At 38.1% G+C, this 20087-nt stretch carries 13 protein-coding genes; 3 read left to right on the top strand and 10 right to left on the bottom strand.

Annotation, left to right across the window (positions count from 1 at the left end):
- Nucleotides 1–17: 17 nt before the first annotated feature.
- Nucleotides 18–2897, bottom strand: a complete 2880-nt coding sequence (locus tag CXF71_RS18120; RefSeq protein WP_101234344.1) for a M16 family metallopeptidase — start codon at nt 2895–2897, stop codon at nt 18–20.
- Nucleotides 2898–2975: 78 nt separating this feature from the next.
- On the opposite strand from CXF71_RS18120, the gene CXF71_RS18125 reads away from it, so the two are divergent.
- Nucleotides 2976–3728, top strand: a complete 753-nt coding sequence (locus CXF71_RS18125; RefSeq protein ID WP_101234345.1) for a TIGR01621 family pseudouridine synthase — start codon at nt 2976–2978, stop codon at nt 3726–3728.
- Between the two features lie 144 nt (nt 3729–3872).
- Here CXF71_RS18125 and CXF71_RS18130 read toward each other — a convergent pair whose 3' ends face one another.
- From CXF71_RS18130 to dsbC, 9 genes are all read right to left on the bottom strand, one after another.
- Complete coding sequence (locus CXF71_RS18130) at nt 3873–5219, bottom strand: sodium-dependent transporter (RefSeq protein ID WP_101234346.1); 1347 nt, start codon at nt 5217–5219, stop codon at nt 3873–3875.
- A gap of 260 nt (nt 5220–5479) precedes the next feature.
- Nucleotides 5480–9091 carry an ABC transporter permease/M1 family aminopeptidase gene (locus CXF71_RS18135; protein ID WP_101234347.1) on the bottom strand — a complete coding sequence of 1204 codons (3612 nt, stop codon included), beginning with the start codon at nt 9089–9091 and terminating at the stop codon, nt 5480–5482.
- A gap of 29 nt (nt 9092–9120) precedes the next feature.
- On the bottom strand, nt 9121–10062 hold the full coding sequence (locus CXF71_RS18140) for an ABC transporter ATP-binding protein (RefSeq protein WP_232771543.1): 942 nt from the start codon (nt 10060–10062) through the stop codon (nt 9121–9123).
- 222 nt (nt 10063–10284) lie between these two features.
- Nucleotides 10285–11868 carry a lysine--tRNA ligase gene (lysS, locus tag CXF71_RS18145; protein ID WP_101234348.1) on the bottom strand — a complete coding sequence of 528 codons (1584 nt, stop codon included), beginning with the start codon at nt 11866–11868 and terminating at the stop codon, nt 10285–10287.
- A 61-nt stretch (nt 11869–11929) separates the two neighbouring features.
- A protein-coding gene (gene prfB / locus CXF71_RS18150; protein ID WP_198559911.1) for a peptide chain release factor 2 occupies nt 11930–13028 on the bottom strand; the annotation gives its coding sequence in 2 pieces (ribosomal slippage) (nt 11930–12952 and nt 12954–13028; 1098 coding nt in all).
- 379 nt (nt 13029–13407) lie between these two features.
- Nucleotides 13408–13923: a type II secretion system protein gene (locus CXF71_RS18155; RefSeq protein ID WP_101234350.1), complete on the bottom strand. Its 516-nt coding sequence runs from the start codon at nt 13921–13923 to the stop codon at nt 13408–13410.
- 122 nt (nt 13924–14045) lie between these two features.
- Nucleotides 14046–14762 carry an ABC transporter permease gene (locus CXF71_RS18160; protein WP_101234351.1) on the bottom strand — a complete coding sequence of 239 codons (717 nt, stop codon included), beginning with the start codon at nt 14760–14762 and terminating at the stop codon, nt 14046–14048.
- A gap of 62 nt (nt 14763–14824) precedes the next feature.
- Nucleotides 14825–16627: a single-stranded-DNA-specific exonuclease RecJ gene (gene recJ, locus CXF71_RS18165; RefSeq protein ID WP_101234352.1), complete on the bottom strand. Its 1803-nt coding sequence runs from the start codon at nt 16625–16627 to the stop codon at nt 14825–14827.
- 121 nt (nt 16628–16748) lie between these two features.
- Nucleotides 16749–17543, bottom strand: a complete 795-nt coding sequence (gene dsbC / locus CXF71_RS18170) for a bifunctional protein-disulfide isomerase/oxidoreductase DsbC (RefSeq protein ID WP_101234353.1) — start codon at nt 17541–17543, stop codon at nt 16749–16751.
- Between the two features lie 232 nt (nt 17544–17775).
- Between dsbC and fldB the strand changes: the two genes are divergently transcribed.
- Complete coding sequence (fldB, locus tag CXF71_RS18175) at nt 17776–18294, top strand: flavodoxin FldB (protein WP_101234354.1); 519 nt, start codon at nt 17776–17778, stop codon at nt 18292–18294.
- A gap of 305 nt (nt 18295–18599) precedes the next feature.
- On the top strand, nt 18600–19853 hold the full coding sequence (gene srmB, locus CXF71_RS18180) for an ATP-dependent RNA helicase SrmB (protein ID WP_101234931.1): 1254 nt from the start codon (nt 18600–18602) through the stop codon (nt 19851–19853).
- The last annotated feature ends 234 nt before the right edge of the window (nt 19854–20087 follow it).

Here is a 20087-nt window from a genome sequence, read left to right on the forward strand (position 1 = left end):
TTTTTATGCCGAATGATTTACTTAGCTAATTCCAGTTCCACCACGTCGATATTAAGTGCTTTTAATTGTGGTCTTACTACTTGACCGTCACCAACGACAATCCATTGCATAGGTTTTGATAATTCTTTAGCTGCAATGGCATTTAACTGCTCTATAGTGATGTTGTTTATTATGTTGCTTTGCTCTTCACCATAATTAACAGGTAAATTGAACTGCAATAACTGTCTTAAAAAACCACTTTTTTGACTTGGTGTTTCAAAACTTAAAGCTTCATTTTGTGAAATAGCTTGACGCATAAAGGTGACTTCATCTGCCGTTAAACCATTTTGCTGGTAGTTCTTCAGTTCAGCTTCAATCTCAACCATCGCATCATAAGTATGTTCTTTTTTGACACTAGCGCCGGCATTAAAACGACCTAAGGTTTTACCCGCAGAAAAGTAGCTTGATGCGCCATAGGTATAACCCTTATCTTCGCGTAAATTTAAATTGATACGGCTATTAAAAGCACTACCTAGCGGGTAATTCATTAACGTCGCTTTGAAATGCTCACCTGTTGCATCATAAGTCATTGCTCTGCGAGATAGTTTAATCACTGATTGGCTAGCATTAGGTAAATCAACAAAATAAAGCTTGTTTGGTGTAACCTCAGGGAATTTATACTCTCCGTTAATCTTATAATCGTTACCTTTCCATGCTTTTAATGGCCATAATCTTTCAATAAAGTCTGCTTTATCAATATCACCAACCATCACTAAGCTCGCTTTAGCCGGAGAGAAGTATGTTTGATAAAAGTCTTCAATATCATCAAGAGTTATTGCTGATACAGTAGCAATAGTACCACTATCTGCTATACCAAAACGGTTGTTTTTACCGTAGGTAACTTGCTTTAACGCTTTACTAGCTAATGTGTTAGCATCTTTATTGCCTTGCTCTAAGCTTTGAATCAGCTGATTTTTAACTCTATCAAAATCATCTTGTGCAAATTCTGGCTTAAACATCATTTCATTCATTAAAGCTAAGGTAGCATCAAGATTTTTTACTAAGCTATTCACTTGAATGTAAGTATTACGTCCACCAGCGCCAATAGAAATATTACTACCAAGTAGCGCTAATTCATTCGATAGCTCTTCTTTACTATGAACAGTAGTACCTTCATTCATCAAACTTGCAGTTAAACTTGCTAACCCAGCTTTTTCTACAGAATCAAGTAACACACCACCATCAAGACTTAATAACAAACTTATAGTAGGAGTTTCACTATTTTTAGTGGCAATAATTTCAATGCCATTATCAAATTTTTCACGCCATAGGCTTGGTACGGTAATTTGTGGATTAGCACCCGAGGTTGGCATCACACTACGATCAAAGCCACTCGCATTTTTCATAATTGGCGTATCAAGTTGTGCGAGTTTTGCTGGATTACTTACGTCAGGTAACGCAAAGTTATTTTCTTTGGCAATTAAGGCTTCTTGTCCCTGTGGTACTATCGATAAAATAGCAGCACCTTTACCTTGAATATATTGCTTAAAGACACGCATAACATCAGCTTCGGTCACTTTATTATAACGAGCAACTTGCTGCTCAGTGTAATTAGCATTACCTAACATTGTCTGATAATGCGCTAAGTTAGATACTTTACCTGAGACACTTTGCAGACCATAAATAGTACCTGTTTCAATACCCACTTTAGTCTTTAATAAATCATCCGCATTAACACCGCGTTGTTCAAACTCAACTAAGGTGTCGTTGATTACTTGCTCTATTTTTGTTAAAGATAAACCTTGCTGTGGGTTTGGCAGCGCATAAAAGCTCATTTGACAGGCTAATTCTCGACAAGGGTGACTAGCACCAGCTTGCACGGCAACACCCGACTTAACAAGATTCTTATAAAGTAATGAAGTTGGGCCATTACCCAAAATATTAGCCAGTACATCTAAGGCTGGCTCATCTTCATGCATACCATAAACGGTAGGGAAGCTAATATAAAGTAAAGGTAGGGAAACGTTGTCAGTAAATGAATAGTAACGATTATCTTCTAGGGTCACTGACGTTTTAGCCATGCTTTCTACAGCTGGTCCGGCATTTAATTTACCAAAATATTTATTAACCCAAGCTAACGTTTGTGCTTCATCAATGTCACCACCTATAGTGACTACCGCATTATTTGGACCATACCAACGAGAAAAGAACTCTTTTAAATCAGTGACTGTACCTCGGTCAAGATCTGACAAATAACCAATAACTGGCCATGAATAAGGATGTTCCCGTGGAAAAATCATTTGGCTAACGGTTTCATTTAATCGACCATAAGGACGATTATCCACATTTTGTCCACGTTCATTTTTAACCGTAGCGCGTTGTATCTCAAACTTTTCAGGGGTGATAGCTTCTAATAAAAACCCCATGCGGTCAGACTCAAGCCACAACATTTTTTCTAACTGATTTTTAGGTACTGTTTCAAAGTAATTAGTACGATCTGAGTTGGTGGTACCGTTTAAATCTCCGCCACTTTGGGTAACGACTTTAAAGTGCTGTTCATCGGCAACATTTTGAGAACCTTGAAACATCATATGTTCAAAGAAGTGAGCAAAACCGGACTTTCCTAACTGCTCTCGGGCTGAGCCAACATGATAGGTAACATCAACATGTACTAAAGGGTCTGAATTATCTTGATGTAAAATTACCGTTAAACCATTGGCTAACTTATACTTTTTAAAAGGAATATTAAGTGTATCTTGCTGAGCGGTAACCGTTTCAACCAAACTTACCCCGATAGGTAATTGTGCTGTTTCTTGACTACTACAAGCAAACAATAATGCTGTAGTAGCGGCTATCGCTGTGATTCTAAATTTATTTATTAACTGTGTAGAAAAGCGGTTTTGAGGAGAGTATCGCAAAATAACATCCTGTAAAAAGAGTAAAAGGTAAAAGTTTGAATTATCATAGCAAACATAAAGACTACTCGGTTAATTAAAATGTATAAAATTATTGCTGAACATCCTGATTTTATTGTTGTTGATAAAGCAGCAGGCGTAAACTTTCATGACGAAGGTGACATTGGCTCAGGGCTTTTTTCGCAGGTAAAGGACATGGTTAAGAGCCAGGTAAAGGGCATGGTAAAGAACCAAGTTAAGAGCCAAGATAAAAAGCAACCGCAAAACCAAGATGATAATGTAGAGCTATATCCGGTGCATCGCTTAGATAAAATGACATCAGGTTTAGTCATTTTTGCCAAAACCTTAGCTTGCGCGCAAACTTTTGGCCAGCTATTTAAAGATCACGATATAGAAAAATATTACCTTGCCATTAGCGATAAAAAACCAAGTAAAAAGCAGGGGCTAATTAAAGGTGACATGGGAAAAAGCCGTCGCGGTATGTTCAAGCTATTACGGACAATGGATAACCCTGCCATCACCCAATTTTTCTCATATAGCATTCCTAATAAACAGCGTTTATATCTGCTTAAACCTCATTCTGGTAAAACTCATCAATTACGTGTCGCACTTGCAAGTATAGGTGCGCCCATTGTTGGTGATCCCTTATATTACAGTACTTCACCAGCAGACCGAGGTTACTTACATGCATTTGCCCTACGATTTAGCTATTTAGGTGAAGCTTTCGAGTTTACCTCGCTACCAACAAAAGGTGAATTCTACTTAGACCCACAAGTGAATGAGCAATTATTGGCAATAAAAAAGCCTTGGCAGTTAAACTGGCCAAGGCTTTAATTAATAATATGTCTCGTCCTAAAAATTTAACTAAGAACTTTGCTTTACAGCGACATGTTTGATATTTAAGCAAGGCAGAGTATGTGACGTGTAGTCCCCTACACGAACATGCGATAACGTAGCTTAAATTTTAAACATGTGCTGCTAAAGGGAGTGCCAAAATACTAAGGCGATTGCTGTTGGGCAAACAAACTTAGTATACCAAGGCCAAATCTTCCAAAACAGGCTGTGTTCCGCATGTTCATTGCCTTGTTTAATCTCGGCTAAAATATCACTTCTATGCCATATCCAACCAGCAAAGACACAACACAACATAGCAATGATTGGTTGACCATATTGCGTTGATAAAATAGCGATAAAATCTAGCATCCATTCTAAATTAACAACAATAATAATACTCAACACTAAAATACCTAAACCTATAAAGGTTGTTGCCTTTTCTCGTGGTATATCATGACGTTCAACCGCAAAAGATACTGGCCCTTCAAGCATAGAGATAGAAGAGGTTAATGCTGCTATCGACATCAAAACAAAAAAGCCAAAAGCGACGAATAAACCGACAAATCCCATACCAGAGAATAATGCGGGTAATACAGTAAAGACTAAATTTGAGCCTGAAATAAGGCTGCCATCTTCGGCAAATATGGCGACGCCTTGTGCTTGAGCAACATACATTGCAGGGATTATTAATAGCCCAGCTAAAAAGGCAATAGAGACATCAATCAGCGTTACTTGTGCGCCAAGTGTGACCAAATTCTCTTTTTTAGCAATATAAGAACCGTAAATGATCATGACACTGGTACCCAATGACAAAGAGAAAAACGCTTGTCCTAAGGCACTTATCAAAAGGTCTGGCTCTAATATGCGAGAAATATCAGGATTTAAATAGGCATTAAAACCTTCTCTTGCCCCATCCAGTGTAAAGACATAAATGATTAAGAGTATTAACAAACCTATTAACATAGGCATAAGACGTTTTGACCACTTTTCAATGCCCTGCTCAACACCTCGACGAATGATAAAAATGGTTAGCCCCATAAAGAGTGCCGTAAATAGGATGTTACGAATTAACGAGTGATTTATCAACCAGTCAGCAACACCTGTTAACCCGCCAAGTCTTGCTAAAGGTTCAATAGCATAAGACATCATCCAGCCAGCAATTATGCCATAAAAGCTTAAAATGAGTGCTGCGCAAATAATACCGCCAAAGCCGACAACAAAACCAAAGCGCTTTTGCCAAGGATTACGGGCAATTTTTTGCATACTGCTAACGGCATTTGCCTGACCATATCGACCAATTAGCAACTCAGCCATAAAAGCGGGGTAAGCTAAACAAAATGCCAATACTAGGTAGACTAATACAAAAGCAGCACCACCATTGCTTGCGGTTTGGGTTGGAAATCCCCAAATATTTCCCAAACCAACAGCCGAGCCGGCTGCTGCCATGATAAAACCGAAACGCGAACTAAAGCCGCCTCTTGAAACACCCATTTACTTCCTCACTTTCTTGCATTTTGTCTGAAAAATATCCGTTAAGTTTAGGTCGCCCTTATTTTCTCAAGGATAATATTATTTTTATAATGACTCATATTTTTATGAGTGCCCTAATCTACGCAATTACGGCTAAGAAAAATAGAGTTAGGGGGTAAATAAAGAAAAAAGCCCCGTGTATCACTCTCTGTACAGAGTTTTACACAAGGCTTTACACGTTTTAACACACTAATCCGTTAACTTTATCCGTAGATTACTTATTATAAACGATAAATATTATCGGCACTGTCTCGGTCAATATATTTTACAAAAGGGTCTACGCCAGCAAAGGTAGGCTTACCTTGAACTCGAATAGTCACTTCATTAGTACCTGTTTTAATTTGATGTTTCGCTAGGTATAAAACAAAGTCCTTTGCTGAAAGGTCTTCAGGGTCTGCGCTAAACAAACCAATATCAATTGAGTCAACAAAATCAACTTCGGTTTCTTTCCCTTGGCCATCGGCTCTTTTAAGTGCAGCATCAATGGTTAGTGTTACATCATAAAAGTCATCCATACCTTCAACAGCAACGACTTTTACGTCACTCGTCTTTAAGTCATATAAACTAATATGCTCAAACATATTGCTAACAAAAGACTTTTCTTCCTCTGTTGCATCATGCGTAATATAAGCGATTAAATCTAATGTGGTTGGATAAGGCGTACTTTGATATTTAAAGTCTTCTAAGAAGCGTTGCAGTGATGCATTAACTCTTTCTTCACCAAAACGATCTTTAAGGGCCATCATGACAACGGAGCCTTTACGGTAATGAATATATTGCTGATTCTCACTACGGAAAAGCGGCATTTCTTCAATAGACTCGACGCTACGCCCACGTAAATATCGGTCTAACTCGTATTTCAAAAATTTACGAATTTTTTCTTTTCCGTATTTTTTCTCCATAACCATCAATGCGCTGTATTGTGAAAGACTTTCAGAAATAATGGCACTACCTTGTACGTTAGCAGCACCTACTTGATGACCCCACCATTGATGAGCAACTTCATGAGCGGTTACATAATATGCAGGATCAATGTTTTCAGGATCACGTACATCACTAATAAAGCCAATTTTTTCAGAGTAAGGTACGGTATTAGCAAAACTTTGCGCAAAACTTCTATAACCAGGAAACTCAATAATACGCATTTGCTTGTGTTGGTACGGTCCAAAGTTATCGGTGAAATAATCGATAGAGTCTTTCACTGACTCTATCATACGGTCAACATTCATCCCGTGGGTTTCATGATAATAGACTTCAATACCTATCCCTTTGTATTGTTCTTTTTTATTAGCGAGTTTGGCTGACATCACAGAGTAAAAATTAACCATAGGGGCGTCCATTTTATAATGGTATATTTTACGCTCACCTTCGGTTTTTTCTGATTGTAAATAACCTGGCGCGATAGCAAACTGATCTTTAGAGGTTGAAATTGTCGCTTCAAAATCAATGAAACCTACACCATTGCCAAAAAAGCTTTCATTATAAAAACGTTTATCTTCGAGTTTATTAGCTCGTTGTAACGGCTCTAAATCGTGGTTCCTGCGATCATGACGATCACTGAGTTGATAACCTGATTGATAACCAAATACTGGAAACAACTCAAAGTTATTAATAAAAGTACCATTTTTAACTAAGCTGAAATCATTATTACCGTCGGTAAAACCATTGTTATCGCGTGTTGCCGTTAGCTTACCCTGACGTATTTCACCTGGCTGTAAAGGCTTATCAAAGACAAACCATGCGGTATTGAATTTAGCATCAACTTCGCCTAATTTACCGCCATCAATTTCAACATTCCATTGCTGTGTATGCTCAGGTTTAGCGACTAAAAACTGTTCAATCGCTTGGCTTGATGTATTGGTTAACGTTAATTCAGCTACCGCTTCAATACGTCTTTCTTTAGGATAGATATCTACTTTAGCGTGAGTTTTAGTCACCGTTGGAATAGCCGCATTAAGCTGTTCAACATACTTTTTCTCATAAGCAGCTTGCAAGTCTTCACGATCGTCACTAATCACATATTCATTCACAACGCGAGTATTGTAATGAATAACACTCCCTGCCCCGACGAATAATACTAAACCTAAAGCTATGGTTACTTTACCTGGCGTAGCAAGGTAATAACTCACTCTATTTAAACGTGTTTTAAGTTTTTGTGCTGGACCTCTGTGCCAAAGTGCATAAGTTAAACTAGCCAGAACAAGCGTTAAGCCGCCCCAATAAAGCATATACCAATGGTTACTTTCTAAAAAGCTACCATAGCCATTAATATCTGAATAAGGTACTTGTGGTGCATTAGCAAACTGAAACATATTATGGCTAAAACCAAAATTACTTAACGTCAATGAACTAATGAGAAAGAGTACAAATAACATCATACCAATATATTTATTTGGGCTAATAACTTGTAAGAAAAAGGCTAAAACGGCTGTGAAAATTAATGGCACTAAACCTAAGTAACCTAGACGAACAACGTATTGAGAGAGATCAATATTGTTATAACCTAGCAACCACTGATTGACAATAGTCACGGCTACACCACAAATATATAGCAGTACCAGCACCAAACTTATCGCGATAACTTTTGATAGCCAAAAAGTTATGTTATTTACCGGCATAGAATCAACAATATCGCCCATGCCCGAATTACGTTCACGCCAGACAATTTCAGCACTGTAATAAGCCAGTACTATCATCATTAATAAGCCTGTTGAACCGGCTATAAGTTCAACCATATTTTGCGTTAAGGGCCAATTAGGGGTACCGAACATACCTTGAGGGTCTACTAGCGGCGCAACAAGCATAAAAATAGTTAACACAGCTAACACTAAAAATGGCGCGCTAAATATTACTTGTTTTATTTCAAATAGTATTCGCATACGTAAATGCGCTGATGTTTGTACGCCAGCACTTTTTGTTGAAATATTATTATTTAATAACTCCGGTATTTTTTCTGTTTGCAACGTTAATTGCTCTTCAGCTTTTTTAAGTGCTTTGTTACTTTGTTTTTTCACTTGTCCTTGGCTTAAGCGTACTTTAGACCTAAAGCCGCCAAAAAGTGCCATTATGACAACAGAAATGCCAAGCCAAAGTAAGCGGTTCTCAAGTAAAATTCCACTTAGCTCAATCGGGCTATTATTTTTATCAAACATGGTCCAATAACGTGTTACTTCGCCAAAGGTATTTAATGCAAAGGGGTCAAGCAACGCTGCTATTGTTCGATACTCTGGCTCATTTAATAACTGACCTGAAATAGTGTAAAGTATAAATAGGCCAACCGCTGAAAGGTATACCGCCATCATCGAACGAAATTTAACAGCCACTGCATAAAAAAAGCAAGACAGCACAAACAAGCTAGGTAAAGACAAATAGAAGTAAGCGGTGAAATAGTGGCTTAAGTTAGTTGCCCCTAAACGCTCAGGATCAATCCAGCCAACTAAGCCACCTAATAAACTACCAATAAGAATACCTAATGGTACAAAGGCAAAAACGGTAGCAACTACAGCAAACGATCCTAAAAATCGCCCTAACTGGTAACTTAGCGGATTAATCGGTTTACTATAAAGTAACTCTGACATTTTACTGGTGTCGTTTCTTGTCGCGGTACTCGCAACAAAATTGACCACTAAAAACATGGCAAATAAGCCCATAATCAGTAGTGTTTGGGCAATAGAAAATGGTCCGTTATATAAAACATTTCCGCCGCCACCAATTTGTACATTTTCACTTACTGTCGCAAAGAAAGTCAGTAAAAAGAAAATCAAACCGGTGACATAAAAAGAGGGTTGTTTCGTGAAATAGCGCCACTCAAAAGCGAACATTTTCATTAACATAAGTAATTCCTTATTCTTTGTTAGCGCGATTAAGCAACGTTGCTCTTTACTGAAATATCAGCGGATGCTTCGGCTGATGTCTGAGCTGGCGTTTCAGATGTGCTTGAACGATGTTGATTCAATGTTGAGAAATAAACATCTTCTAAGTTAGCTGGTGCGGCTTCAAAACCTAATGGCGCATTGTCAGCCATAACATGTACTATGGTTTGTCCGGCAAATAAACGCTTAGAAATAACATTGTATTGTTCTTCAATACTACTTAACTCAGCTTGAGCAATAGCTTTACGCCATATTTGCCCATTTAACTGATTAGTTACCTCAATAGGATTACCTTCAAGTACAATTTTACCTGATGCTAACACCGCCATATTAGGGCAAAGCTCGGTGACATCTTCAACAATATGCGTTGATAATATAATGGCTTTTTCTTCACCTAGACTTACGAGGAGGTTATGAAAACGGTTACGCTCTTCAGGATCTAAGCCTGCGGTTGGTTCATCTACAATTAATAAGTCAGGATCACCCAATAACGCCTGAGCAATACCAAAGCGTTGACGCATACCACCCGAGAAACCACTCACGGCATTTTTTCTATGCTGATAAAGGTTAGTTTGTGCTAACAACCCCTCAACAGCTTCTTTTCGTTCGGCTGAGTTTTTTAAGCCTTTTAATATAGCTAAATGATCAAGTAGCTCGTAAGCGCTGATGCGTGGGTAAACACCAAAATCTTGCGGCAAGTAACCTAAACGTTGTCTTAATGCTTGAGGATCATTGAGTACATCAATACCATCAAAATCGATACTACCGCTATCTGCATCTTGTAATGTGGCAATAGTGCGCATTAAGGAAGACTTTCCAGCTCCATTTGGACCAAGTAACCCGAACATACCTTTTGGTACTTCTAGGCTAACATTATCAAGTGCTTTAACTCCATTATCATAAGTTTTGGATAAGTTTTTTATTATTAACATTATTATTCCTTGCGTTAAGTTCTTTATTATTTTTCACAACAATAGACTACTGCATTGTTAATGCCATGTAAATATTGATAAAAAACAAAATAATTATCAATGGTTCACAAAGAGTTCCGCAACTTATTACACAAATAAAAAAGCCCGTAGTCATATAACTGACTACGGGCTTTTTAATCGTATCTGTACGATTAATTTTGCATTGATTTTACCACAAAAAACTTATTCAGTTTCAGGACGCATATGCGGGAATAAAATAACATCTTTGATTGTTGGTGAATCAGTAAACAACATGACTAAACGGTCGATACCAATGCCTTCACCTGCTGTAGGTGGCAAGCCATATTCTAAGGCGTTGATATAATCTGCGTCATAATGCATCGCTTCATCATCGCCAGCATCTTTTTCTGCTACTTGTTTTTGGAAACGTTCAGCTTGATCTTCTGCATCGTTAAGTTCAGAGAAACCGTTAGCTAGTTCACGACCACCAACAAAGAATTCAAATCTATCTGTTATGAATGAGTTGTCATCGTTACGACGAGCAAGTGGTGAAACTTCCCATGGATATTCAGTGATAAACGTTGGTTGATCTAATAAGTGTTCTGCCACTTCTTCAAAGATTTCACAGATATATTTACCAGGGCCCCAAACTTTAGAAGCACTGTTTTCTTTAACACCAACAGCTTTAGCCATGGCTTTGATTGCATCAAAATTATTTTCAGGGTCACGTAATACCGCTTCATCAAGGTGTGCTGCTGCGCGATGATCTTTACCGTAAGTTAAGATTGCATCAACCATTGATAAACGAACAAACGGCTTACCTAAGTCGTAGAATTTCTCTTCTACTACTTCACCTTCAGAATTTTTAACGGTATTACGAATAGTGGTAGTACCTAATACATCTTGTGCAATAGTACGTAACATTTCTTCGGTGGTGTTCATCAGGTCATGGTAATCAGCGTAAGCTTGATAGAATTCAATCATAGTGAATTCTGGATTATGACGCGTTGAAATACCTTCGTTACGGAAACTGCGGTTAATTTCAAACACACGGTCAAAACCACCAACGACTAAACGTTTTAAGTTAAGCTCTGGTGCTATACGTAGGTACATATCAAGATCAAAAGTATTATGATGCGTCATAAAAGGCTTAGCCGTTGCGCCGCCCGGTATGATTTGCAACATCGGCGTTTCAACTTCCATAAAATCACGCTGCGTTAAAAAGTTACGAATGCCAGCGACAATTTTTGAACGGATTTTAAAAGTATTACGGGTATCTTCATTGATAATTAAATCAACATAACGCTGACGATACTTCATTTCTTGATCCGATAAACCATGAAATTTTTCAGGTAATGGACGAAGTGACTTAGTTAGTAATGAGTAATTATCCATGTTCACGTAAAGATCACCTTTACCTGATTTATGTAAAATACCTTTAATACCAACAATATCACCAATATCTAATGAACCCCATTTAGCTCTTATTTCTTTTTGAACAGTTTTTTCAGCATAACCTTGAATACGACCAGACGAGTCTTGTATTACTAAAAATGGTCCGCGCTTAGCCATTACTCGACCGGCAATAGCATAAGTTACTTGTAGCGCTTCAAGTTCTTCTTTAGTTTTTTCACCATGTTCAGCTTGGATGTCAGCGGCTAAATGTTCACGATTAAAATCGTTAGGAAAACCATTAGCTGAACAATTAGAGCGAATTTTTTCAAGTTTTACACGGCGCTCAGCAATCAGTTTATTTTCATCTTGTGCTACGGGTGCATCACTGGCTTTAGTGGCTTTATCTGTCATTTTATTTCCAAAGTTATCTTTAATTTGTTCAATAATTTAATTGGTTTTTGTAAGTGTAATACTACAAACCAGACTTTAAACTGGCTTCTAGAAACTTATCTAAATCGCCATCTAATACAGCTTGGGTATTTCTATTCTCAACACCCGTGCGTAAATCTTTAATACGGCTATCATCTAATACATAAGAGCGAATTTGACTGCCCCACCCTATATCGGATTTACCATCTTCTAACACTTGTTTATCGGAATTTTGCTTTTGCATTTCCATTTCATACAATTTAGCTTTAAGCAGCTTCATTGCCGTCGCTCTATTTTTATGCTGCGAACGATCTGCCTGACAAGCAACCACAGCCCCTGTGGGCTCATGAGTAATACGGATAGCTGAATCGGTTTTATTTACATGCTGACCACCAGCGCCAGATGCTCGAAAAGTATCGATACGTAAATCTGCTGGGTTGATATCAATTTCAATGTTGTCATCAATTTCAGGGTAAATAAAGGCTGACGCAAATGAGGTATGACGGCGACCTGAAGAGTCAAACGGTGACTTTCGCACTAAACGATGTACACCCGTTTCAGTACGTAACCAACCATAAGCGTATTCACCGGTATATTTAATAGTACAACCTTTAATGCCGGCAACATCACCATCGGTCACTTCAATCACTTCAGTTCTATAACCGTGTGCTTCGCCCCAACGTAAATACATGCGCATTAGCATTTCTGCCCAATCTTGCGCTTCTGTACCACCTGAACCGGACTGAATATCTAAATAGCTATTATTAGCATCTTGTTCGCCAGAAAACATTCGGCGAAATTCTAGTTTTTCTAAGACCTTATCTAAAGCATCAGCTTCAACTTCAGCGTCATCAAAAGTTTCTTGGTCTGACTCTTCTACCGCCAGTTCAACTAAGCCTTCAATATCTTCACAACCCGTTTCGAGTTCAACAATAGTATTAACGACTTCTTCTAAAGAACTTCTTTCTTTACCAAGGGCTTGAGCACGTTCAGGCTCATTCCAAACATCGGGCAGTTCTAGTTCGCGAGAAACTTCAACTAAACGTTCAGCTTTAACATCGTAGTCAAAGGTACCCCCGAAGCAGATTAGCGCGCTCACGGATTTCTTTTAATTTACTTAATATAGGGTTTGTTTCGAACATAAATCTTCAAAAATAAATTTAATGAGTAGCCTTTACCGACATAGGACGGAAAAGACAAATAGTGGCGCATTGTAACGTAATTAAAAGGGTAAATAAATGGCTATAATCGCAGGTATTTCTTAAGTCTACTATTTTATTAATACATGACTTTTTCATGAGGACATTAACACTTAAATTGGCTTCAACGTAAACTGAAATTTACTGGGAGAAAGTTATATATCTGAAAGATATATTCAACTAAATAGTTTATCTTTTAAATGGTACTGGTTCGATAACGCGTGTTTAATGAAGAAGAAGAATAACTTACCGGTAAATAGCTGACTATTGTCAGTGACTTCAATGTAGGGATTGTTACAACTTTTAATGCCATTGAGATAAATTAACAACCATCATCAATAATGTCATAGGCCGGACCGATCGTTTCTGACTTTGCTTGGGTATATCTAAAGTAGCAATTATCATCACTCACTTGATTGTTTTCATTGAAATCATAACCAATAAAGACAAGGTCATTACCTTGCTCTTCAAAAACTTTACTACCAGAGAGTTTAAATTGCTCAGACACTTCAACTTGTTTGTAGATTTCATGATTATCGATATAAGAATGTAATAACCTTAAATCAACACCACTAAGATCAATAACGCCATTACGGTCTATATCAATATCAATTAAATCAGGTCGGCTAGTTACAGGAAATGTACTATAGCTTGGCATTTTTGATTTCAAAAAAATCAAATCATTTGCTGCCTTTACGCTAACACTAAACTGGGTTAACACCGCTACTTTCGCATCTTTTGACAAGCCGATAAATTTAGGTGCTGCCGTTACGGCTAAAATCCCTAATATTACAATGACAACGACTAATTCAATTAAAGTGAAACCTTTACTACTCATAGACTATATACACACGATGATCATTTTGTTGCTTAACGATACAGACATAAACGTTAAGTGGTACGACAAGTAACACATATTCTAACAATATTGCGACCAAAAACAAGTTGTTTGGATTTTGCTTAGCTAATTTTTTTTGTACTATTTTTATTCAAAATTAAGAATATAGCCGAGGCTAAACCTGCTGAGGAAAAAACCATACACATCACCATAATTTGATAACGTGCTGCAATAAAGGGCGAAACGCCAGCAAGAATTTGCCCTGTCATCATTCCTGGTAACGAGACAATACCCACAGCAAATAGGGCGTTAACATTGGGGATCATAGATGCTTTAAAAGCAATGTTACGTGCATTTAGGTAGCTTTCACTGCGATTGATTTCAGCAAAAAAACGTTCGCCACATAAACTTACACTATTCATGCCATTGGCGAAAACCATGCCAGCAAGTGGCACGAGTATTTTTGCCTCATGCCAAGGTTCGAGATTTAACACGCCTTGGGTAATAACCAGCAAGACCATAACGCTACTGATAAAGATGGCCCAGAAAGCACTATTAAAAAGAGACTTCCCTGGTGATTCAATATTATTTAAAGCTATCCAACTTGAAAACAACACCATAACAAGTAATAAGGCGCCGATAATCCAAGCATTGTCACTTTCAAAAATGTAACTTAAAACATAGCCCACCAGTAATAACTGCACTAACATGCGAACCAATGCATGCCAGGTGCGCTTTTGTGGCAGTGACCAACAAGCTAATAGAATCAGTACAAATACCACAGGTATAAAAGCTATGGCTAGTTGAGTTAATGCAATAGTGGCCAGTGCTTGGTCCATAGTTATGTCCTTGTTGCTTTTTTCTTTTATTAATAGTTAGACCGTCACTATCTTTTATACGTTTAAGCGATGCGAATATCTTCAATCATTAACTGTACGGTGCGCTTACCACGAAACTCATTAACATCGAGGCGGTAAGCAAGGTGAACTTGTTTCACTTGGGCATTAGGCCAAGCGTTAACATCAACATTAAAGGCAATACCATCGAAAACTTGCTGACTTTGTGCCCCCGATTGATCAACAACCGTTTTTTGCACCACTATTTTCAAATGTTTTTCACCTACAATTCGCTGCTGTACTAGTGTGAAGGTATCGTCAAATAAAGGTTCGGGAAAGTTTTGTCCCCAAGGACCTGCTTCACGCAATTGCTCGGCAAAGTCAAGGGTCAAAAACTCTGCATTTAATTCGCCATCTGAGAGAATGATGCTGTCTAAATCTTCAGGTTTTAACCATTTACCAGCCACAGTATTAAAGTGCTGTTGAAATTGAACAAAGTCTTTTTGCTTAATCGATAAGCCCGCAGCCATCGCATGCCCACCAAACTTGATAATTAGCCCTGGATTCTGGCTATCAATATGTTCGAGTAAATCACGTATGTGTAAACCAGGTATTGACCGAGCCGAGCCTTTAATTTCTGCATTGCCATCTTGTTCACTATCATCACTCGCATTAGCAAATACAATACAAGGACGGTGACATTTTTCTTTTAAACGACCAGCAACAATACCAATGACACCTTGGTGCCAATCTTTTTGATATAAGGCGATGGCAAACGGTAGCGGGTTTTCTTCGCTACCTTGCCCAATATTGCCATTTACATCAACAGAGCTCATCACGCGCTCTGCTTCTTGTTGCATACCCTGCTCTATTTCTCGGCGAGCTTTATTGAGATCATCAAGTTCTGCTGCCATCACACGCGCACTGGATAAATCATTAGCAAGTAAACAATTGATGCCATAAGACATATCATCTAAACGCCCTGCTGCATTAATTCGTGGACCGAGGGCAAAACCAAAATCACTGGCAACAAGTCGTTGCTGATTTTTATTGGCTATTTCAATAAGCGCTTGAATGCCCGGTCGGGTTTGTCCCGCACGAATGCGCTTTAGACCTTGGGCCACTAATATTCGGTTATTTGCATCAAGTGAAACCACATCGGCGACGGTGCCTAAAGCAACTAAATCTAATAGCTGAGCGATATTAGGCTCTGCAATACCTTGCTCTGAAAAATAGTGATGCTCACGACAATATTTTCTTAAGGCTAGCATTAAATAAAAAGCGACACCCACGCCAGCAAGAGCTTTACTTGGGAAGTTACACCCATGTTGATTAGGGTTAACAATCGCGTCAGCAATAGGTAAAGAGTGCCCAGGTAAATGATGGTCAGTGACAATAACTTGCATACCTAACTCTTTTGCACGTTTTACGCCAGCAATACAGCTAATACCGTTATCTACTGTTATTAACATCTGTGCATTTTGCTGAGCTGCAATATCAACAATTTCAGGCGTTAAGCCGTAGCCATATTCAAAACGATTTGGCACAATAAAGTCGTGATTGTTACTGCCAAATAAACTCAAGGCAATCATCATCAATGCTGTACTGGTGGCGCCATCAGCATCAAAATCGCCAACAATGATGATACGCATTTTATTGACTAGTGCGTCATGGAGTAACTGACATGCTTTGTCCATTCCCATCAGCGCAGTTTCATCGACCATACCCTGTAAACGTGCAACGTTAAGCTCGAGCTCTTGTGCTGATTGCATACCACGGCTGGCATAAACCTGTTTTATGATTTCTGGTAAGCTATCCGGCAAGTGGTTCGTTGATACTTGCGCTCGGCGAATAATTTTTTTATTCATGTTATTCGTTCTCAGTGATTCTGGTGATTAGAAGGTATTTTCGGGGCTATTTTTGACATAAAAAAAGTACTTGGTGAAAATCAGCAAGTACTTTTACAAGGTTATCTATAAAAATAATGAATTACGTGTTTTTCAACAATTCTTCTAATTGTTCTGGTGGCTGATAACCAGGAATCATCATGCCATTTGATAAGATAATCGCAGGCGTTCCGCTAACACCAATTTGTCGACCAAAATCAAACTGAGCTTCAATAGGCGCATCACAAATTCGATCAGCAATACCCGTGCCTGATTTCGCTTTTGTTAATGCTTTCGCTGTATCGTCACTACACCACACTGAACGTAAATCTTTAAAGCCTTGGCTCAAGTTGCCTGTTCGATCTTTAATACCTGAACGTGGGTAGGCTAAATAACGGAAGGTAATACCACGCGCATTGTAATCTGCCATTTGTTTGTGCATTTTACGGCAATACCCGCAAGTGATATCGGTAAATACCGACACGACATACTTTTCATTTTCAGCTTTATAAACAATCATATCATCTTCAAAGTTTTTCAAACCCGCTAGACGAACTTTAGCTAAGCTCTCTTCGCCGATGTCTGTCACTGTGGTGCCTAAGCTGTAGACTTTACCTTGAATAAAAAACTCACCATTATAACTCGCATAAAACAAACCTTGGCTGGTAACGAGTAAAGCAATGCCTGGTACGGCAGTTTTTTCAACTTTAACAACGGTTAAACCTAAAGCACTGTTAATTTTTTCTTTTAAAAACGCTACATCAAGCACACTTTGATCACTTGCTGGCTTGGCTAATGAGGCAGGTACATTAGCAGGCGCTGCTGCATTTGCCCCCTGTAACAATAGAGGTAAAGTGAGAGTGGCAAACACGGCGCTAAAAAATAATATTTTATACATAATGGTTCCTAACAACTTCCTAACAAGTAATAGCAATAAATCTATAAAAATAAGCAAAATAAACATACTCATTACAATAGACCTAGTTATGTGCAAGGAAATTACAGCGATGAGGCATTATTTGCAACTTAAAATAGCCAGTAAATTGAATTAACTTGTAAACAAAGAGAAATGTTTTTGCTAAAATCCCACTCAAATAGTTCGTGTTAAAATAAAAATTGGAAGTAGCTTAATGAAAATTGGTTTATTTTATGGTTCAACCACTTGTTACACTGAGATAGTTGCCGAAAAAATTCAGGCAATAATTGGTGCCGATTTGGTTGATATATTTAATATCAAAGATCAACCATTAGCGCTGTGCCTCGATTATGATTTTATCATTTTCGGTATATCCACTTGGGATTTTGGTGAACTTCAAGAAGACTGGGAATCAATTTGGAGTGATATTAATCAATTAGACCTTTCAGATAAAATTATTGCCTTATATGGCATGGGTGATCAAGTGGGTTACACTGAATGGTTTCAAGATGCTCTTGGTCTACTACATGAACAAGTAACAGAGCAAGGTGCAAAAGTTATCGGTTTTTGGCCAAATCAAGGTTATGATTTTATTGCTTCAAAGGCATTAACAAGTGATGAAAGCCAATTTGTCGGTTTGTCGTTAGATGAAGATAGTCAATACAGCTTAACCGATGAACGTTTAGATACTTGGTGTGAGCAAGTCTTACTCGAGTACAGTAACTTACTTTAGTTATCCCCCAAACGCTAAATTTTTCCTTAGCGAATTTACTTAATCAATTACTTAGCACTTGCGATAAATAGTTACAGCAAGGGCTAAAACCACTATAATTGCCTGCATATTATCATTATACCAATCTCACTAATTAATTAATCATTTCTACAGGTTAAAATAACCCACTACGTCGTTATTTATTTAATAATTAGAACAACTAGTTATTTAAATAAATGTCTTGTAATTGGCATTTTTTTCTCCGTATAAAATAGATAGATTATGTAATGGAATGGGTATTACCAACTCTTAGTGAACTATCCCCTATGTTTGAGCAATTCGATCTAGACTCAGAATTATTAGCCAGTATAAACAAAATTGGTTACACCAAGCCTACCTCAATTCAAGAACTTGTAATTCCACAAGCGATGGCCGGCAAAGATATATTAGCATCAGCCCCCACTGGCACTGGTAAAACAGCCGCATTTTTATTACCTATTGCTCAACACTTGTTAGACTATCCTCGCACCCAACCCGGCTTTCCGCGTGTATTGATTTTAACGCCTACACGTGAATTGGCGATACAAATTGGCGCAGATAGTGAGCAACTTACTGAGCTAACAAAAATAAAAACTGGCGTGATAACAGGTGGCGTTAATTACGGTAGTCATGCAGATATATTAACAACGACTACGGATATTTTAGTCGCTACACCAGGTCGATTATTAGAATATATCGAAAATGAACAATTTGATGCCCGCGAGATAGAGATTCTTATTTTAGATGAAGCTGATCGCATGCTCGATCTTGGTTTTAGTGAAGCGATTAATCGTATTGTTGGCGAAGCTCGCTGGCGTAAGCAAACTATGCTATTTTCAGCGACGTTAGCCAGTGCTGGCGTAACACGTTTTGCCGAAGAAGTACTCAATGATCCTATCTTTTTAGAGTCGACGCCATCGCGTAAAGAAAAAGCAATAATTCATCAATGGCTTCATTTAGCTGATAATTTTGATCATAAGCTTAATATGTTAGTTCATACGCTTAAGCAAGAGGGTGTAGAACGTACCGTAGTATTCGCTAATAAACGTGAAACTGTACAGTACCTTTCAGGCAAGCTTTATGCTGAAGAATTACCGTGTGTTTGGCTAGAAGGAAAAATGCCACAGGACAAACGTAATAAAGCCATTGAACGTTTTAAAAGTGGTGAAATTAAGGTATTAGTAGCAACCGATGTGGCAGCAAGGGGTCTAGATATTGATGACATCAGCCATGTAATCAATTTTGATATGCCACGTAAAGTTGATATATATATTCATCGTATTGGACGTACAGCTCGTGCTGGTAATAAAGGTACCGCTATCTCCTTAGTTGAAGCACATGATATGGCCGTTATAGGCAAAATAGAGCGTTATACCAAAGAACGCCTATCTCGCCGTTTTATTCAAGAGTTACGACCAAAGAATAAAGAATCACGTGTGGTTAATAAAAAGGCAAAAATTAAACTCACTACTTCTCAGAAAAAAGCAAAAACGAAGAAACAAGTGAAGAAAAAGGCTAAGCGCGCAAAAGTAGCAAAATAAACGTAGCACCATTTTACTCTCCCTAAGTGTTACATTGATGTGACACTTTTATTACACTTTAGTCTTGATGTGTAATATTTCTGTCATAAAGCGATGTTGTAATAGCGCCGCATTCACTTTATGGATGAAGTTATACCAAACCTATTAAATAACTGTTCTACATTGACCCGTTAATTAATCTGTTTGGTATTAAACAATCGACATTTATTAGCGTTTTATTCAGACAATGAGTAA

The organism is Colwellia sp. 12G3 (assembly GCF_002836775.1).
Taxonomy (GTDB): Bacteria; Pseudomonadota; Gammaproteobacteria; order Enterobacterales; family Alteromonadaceae; genus Colwellia.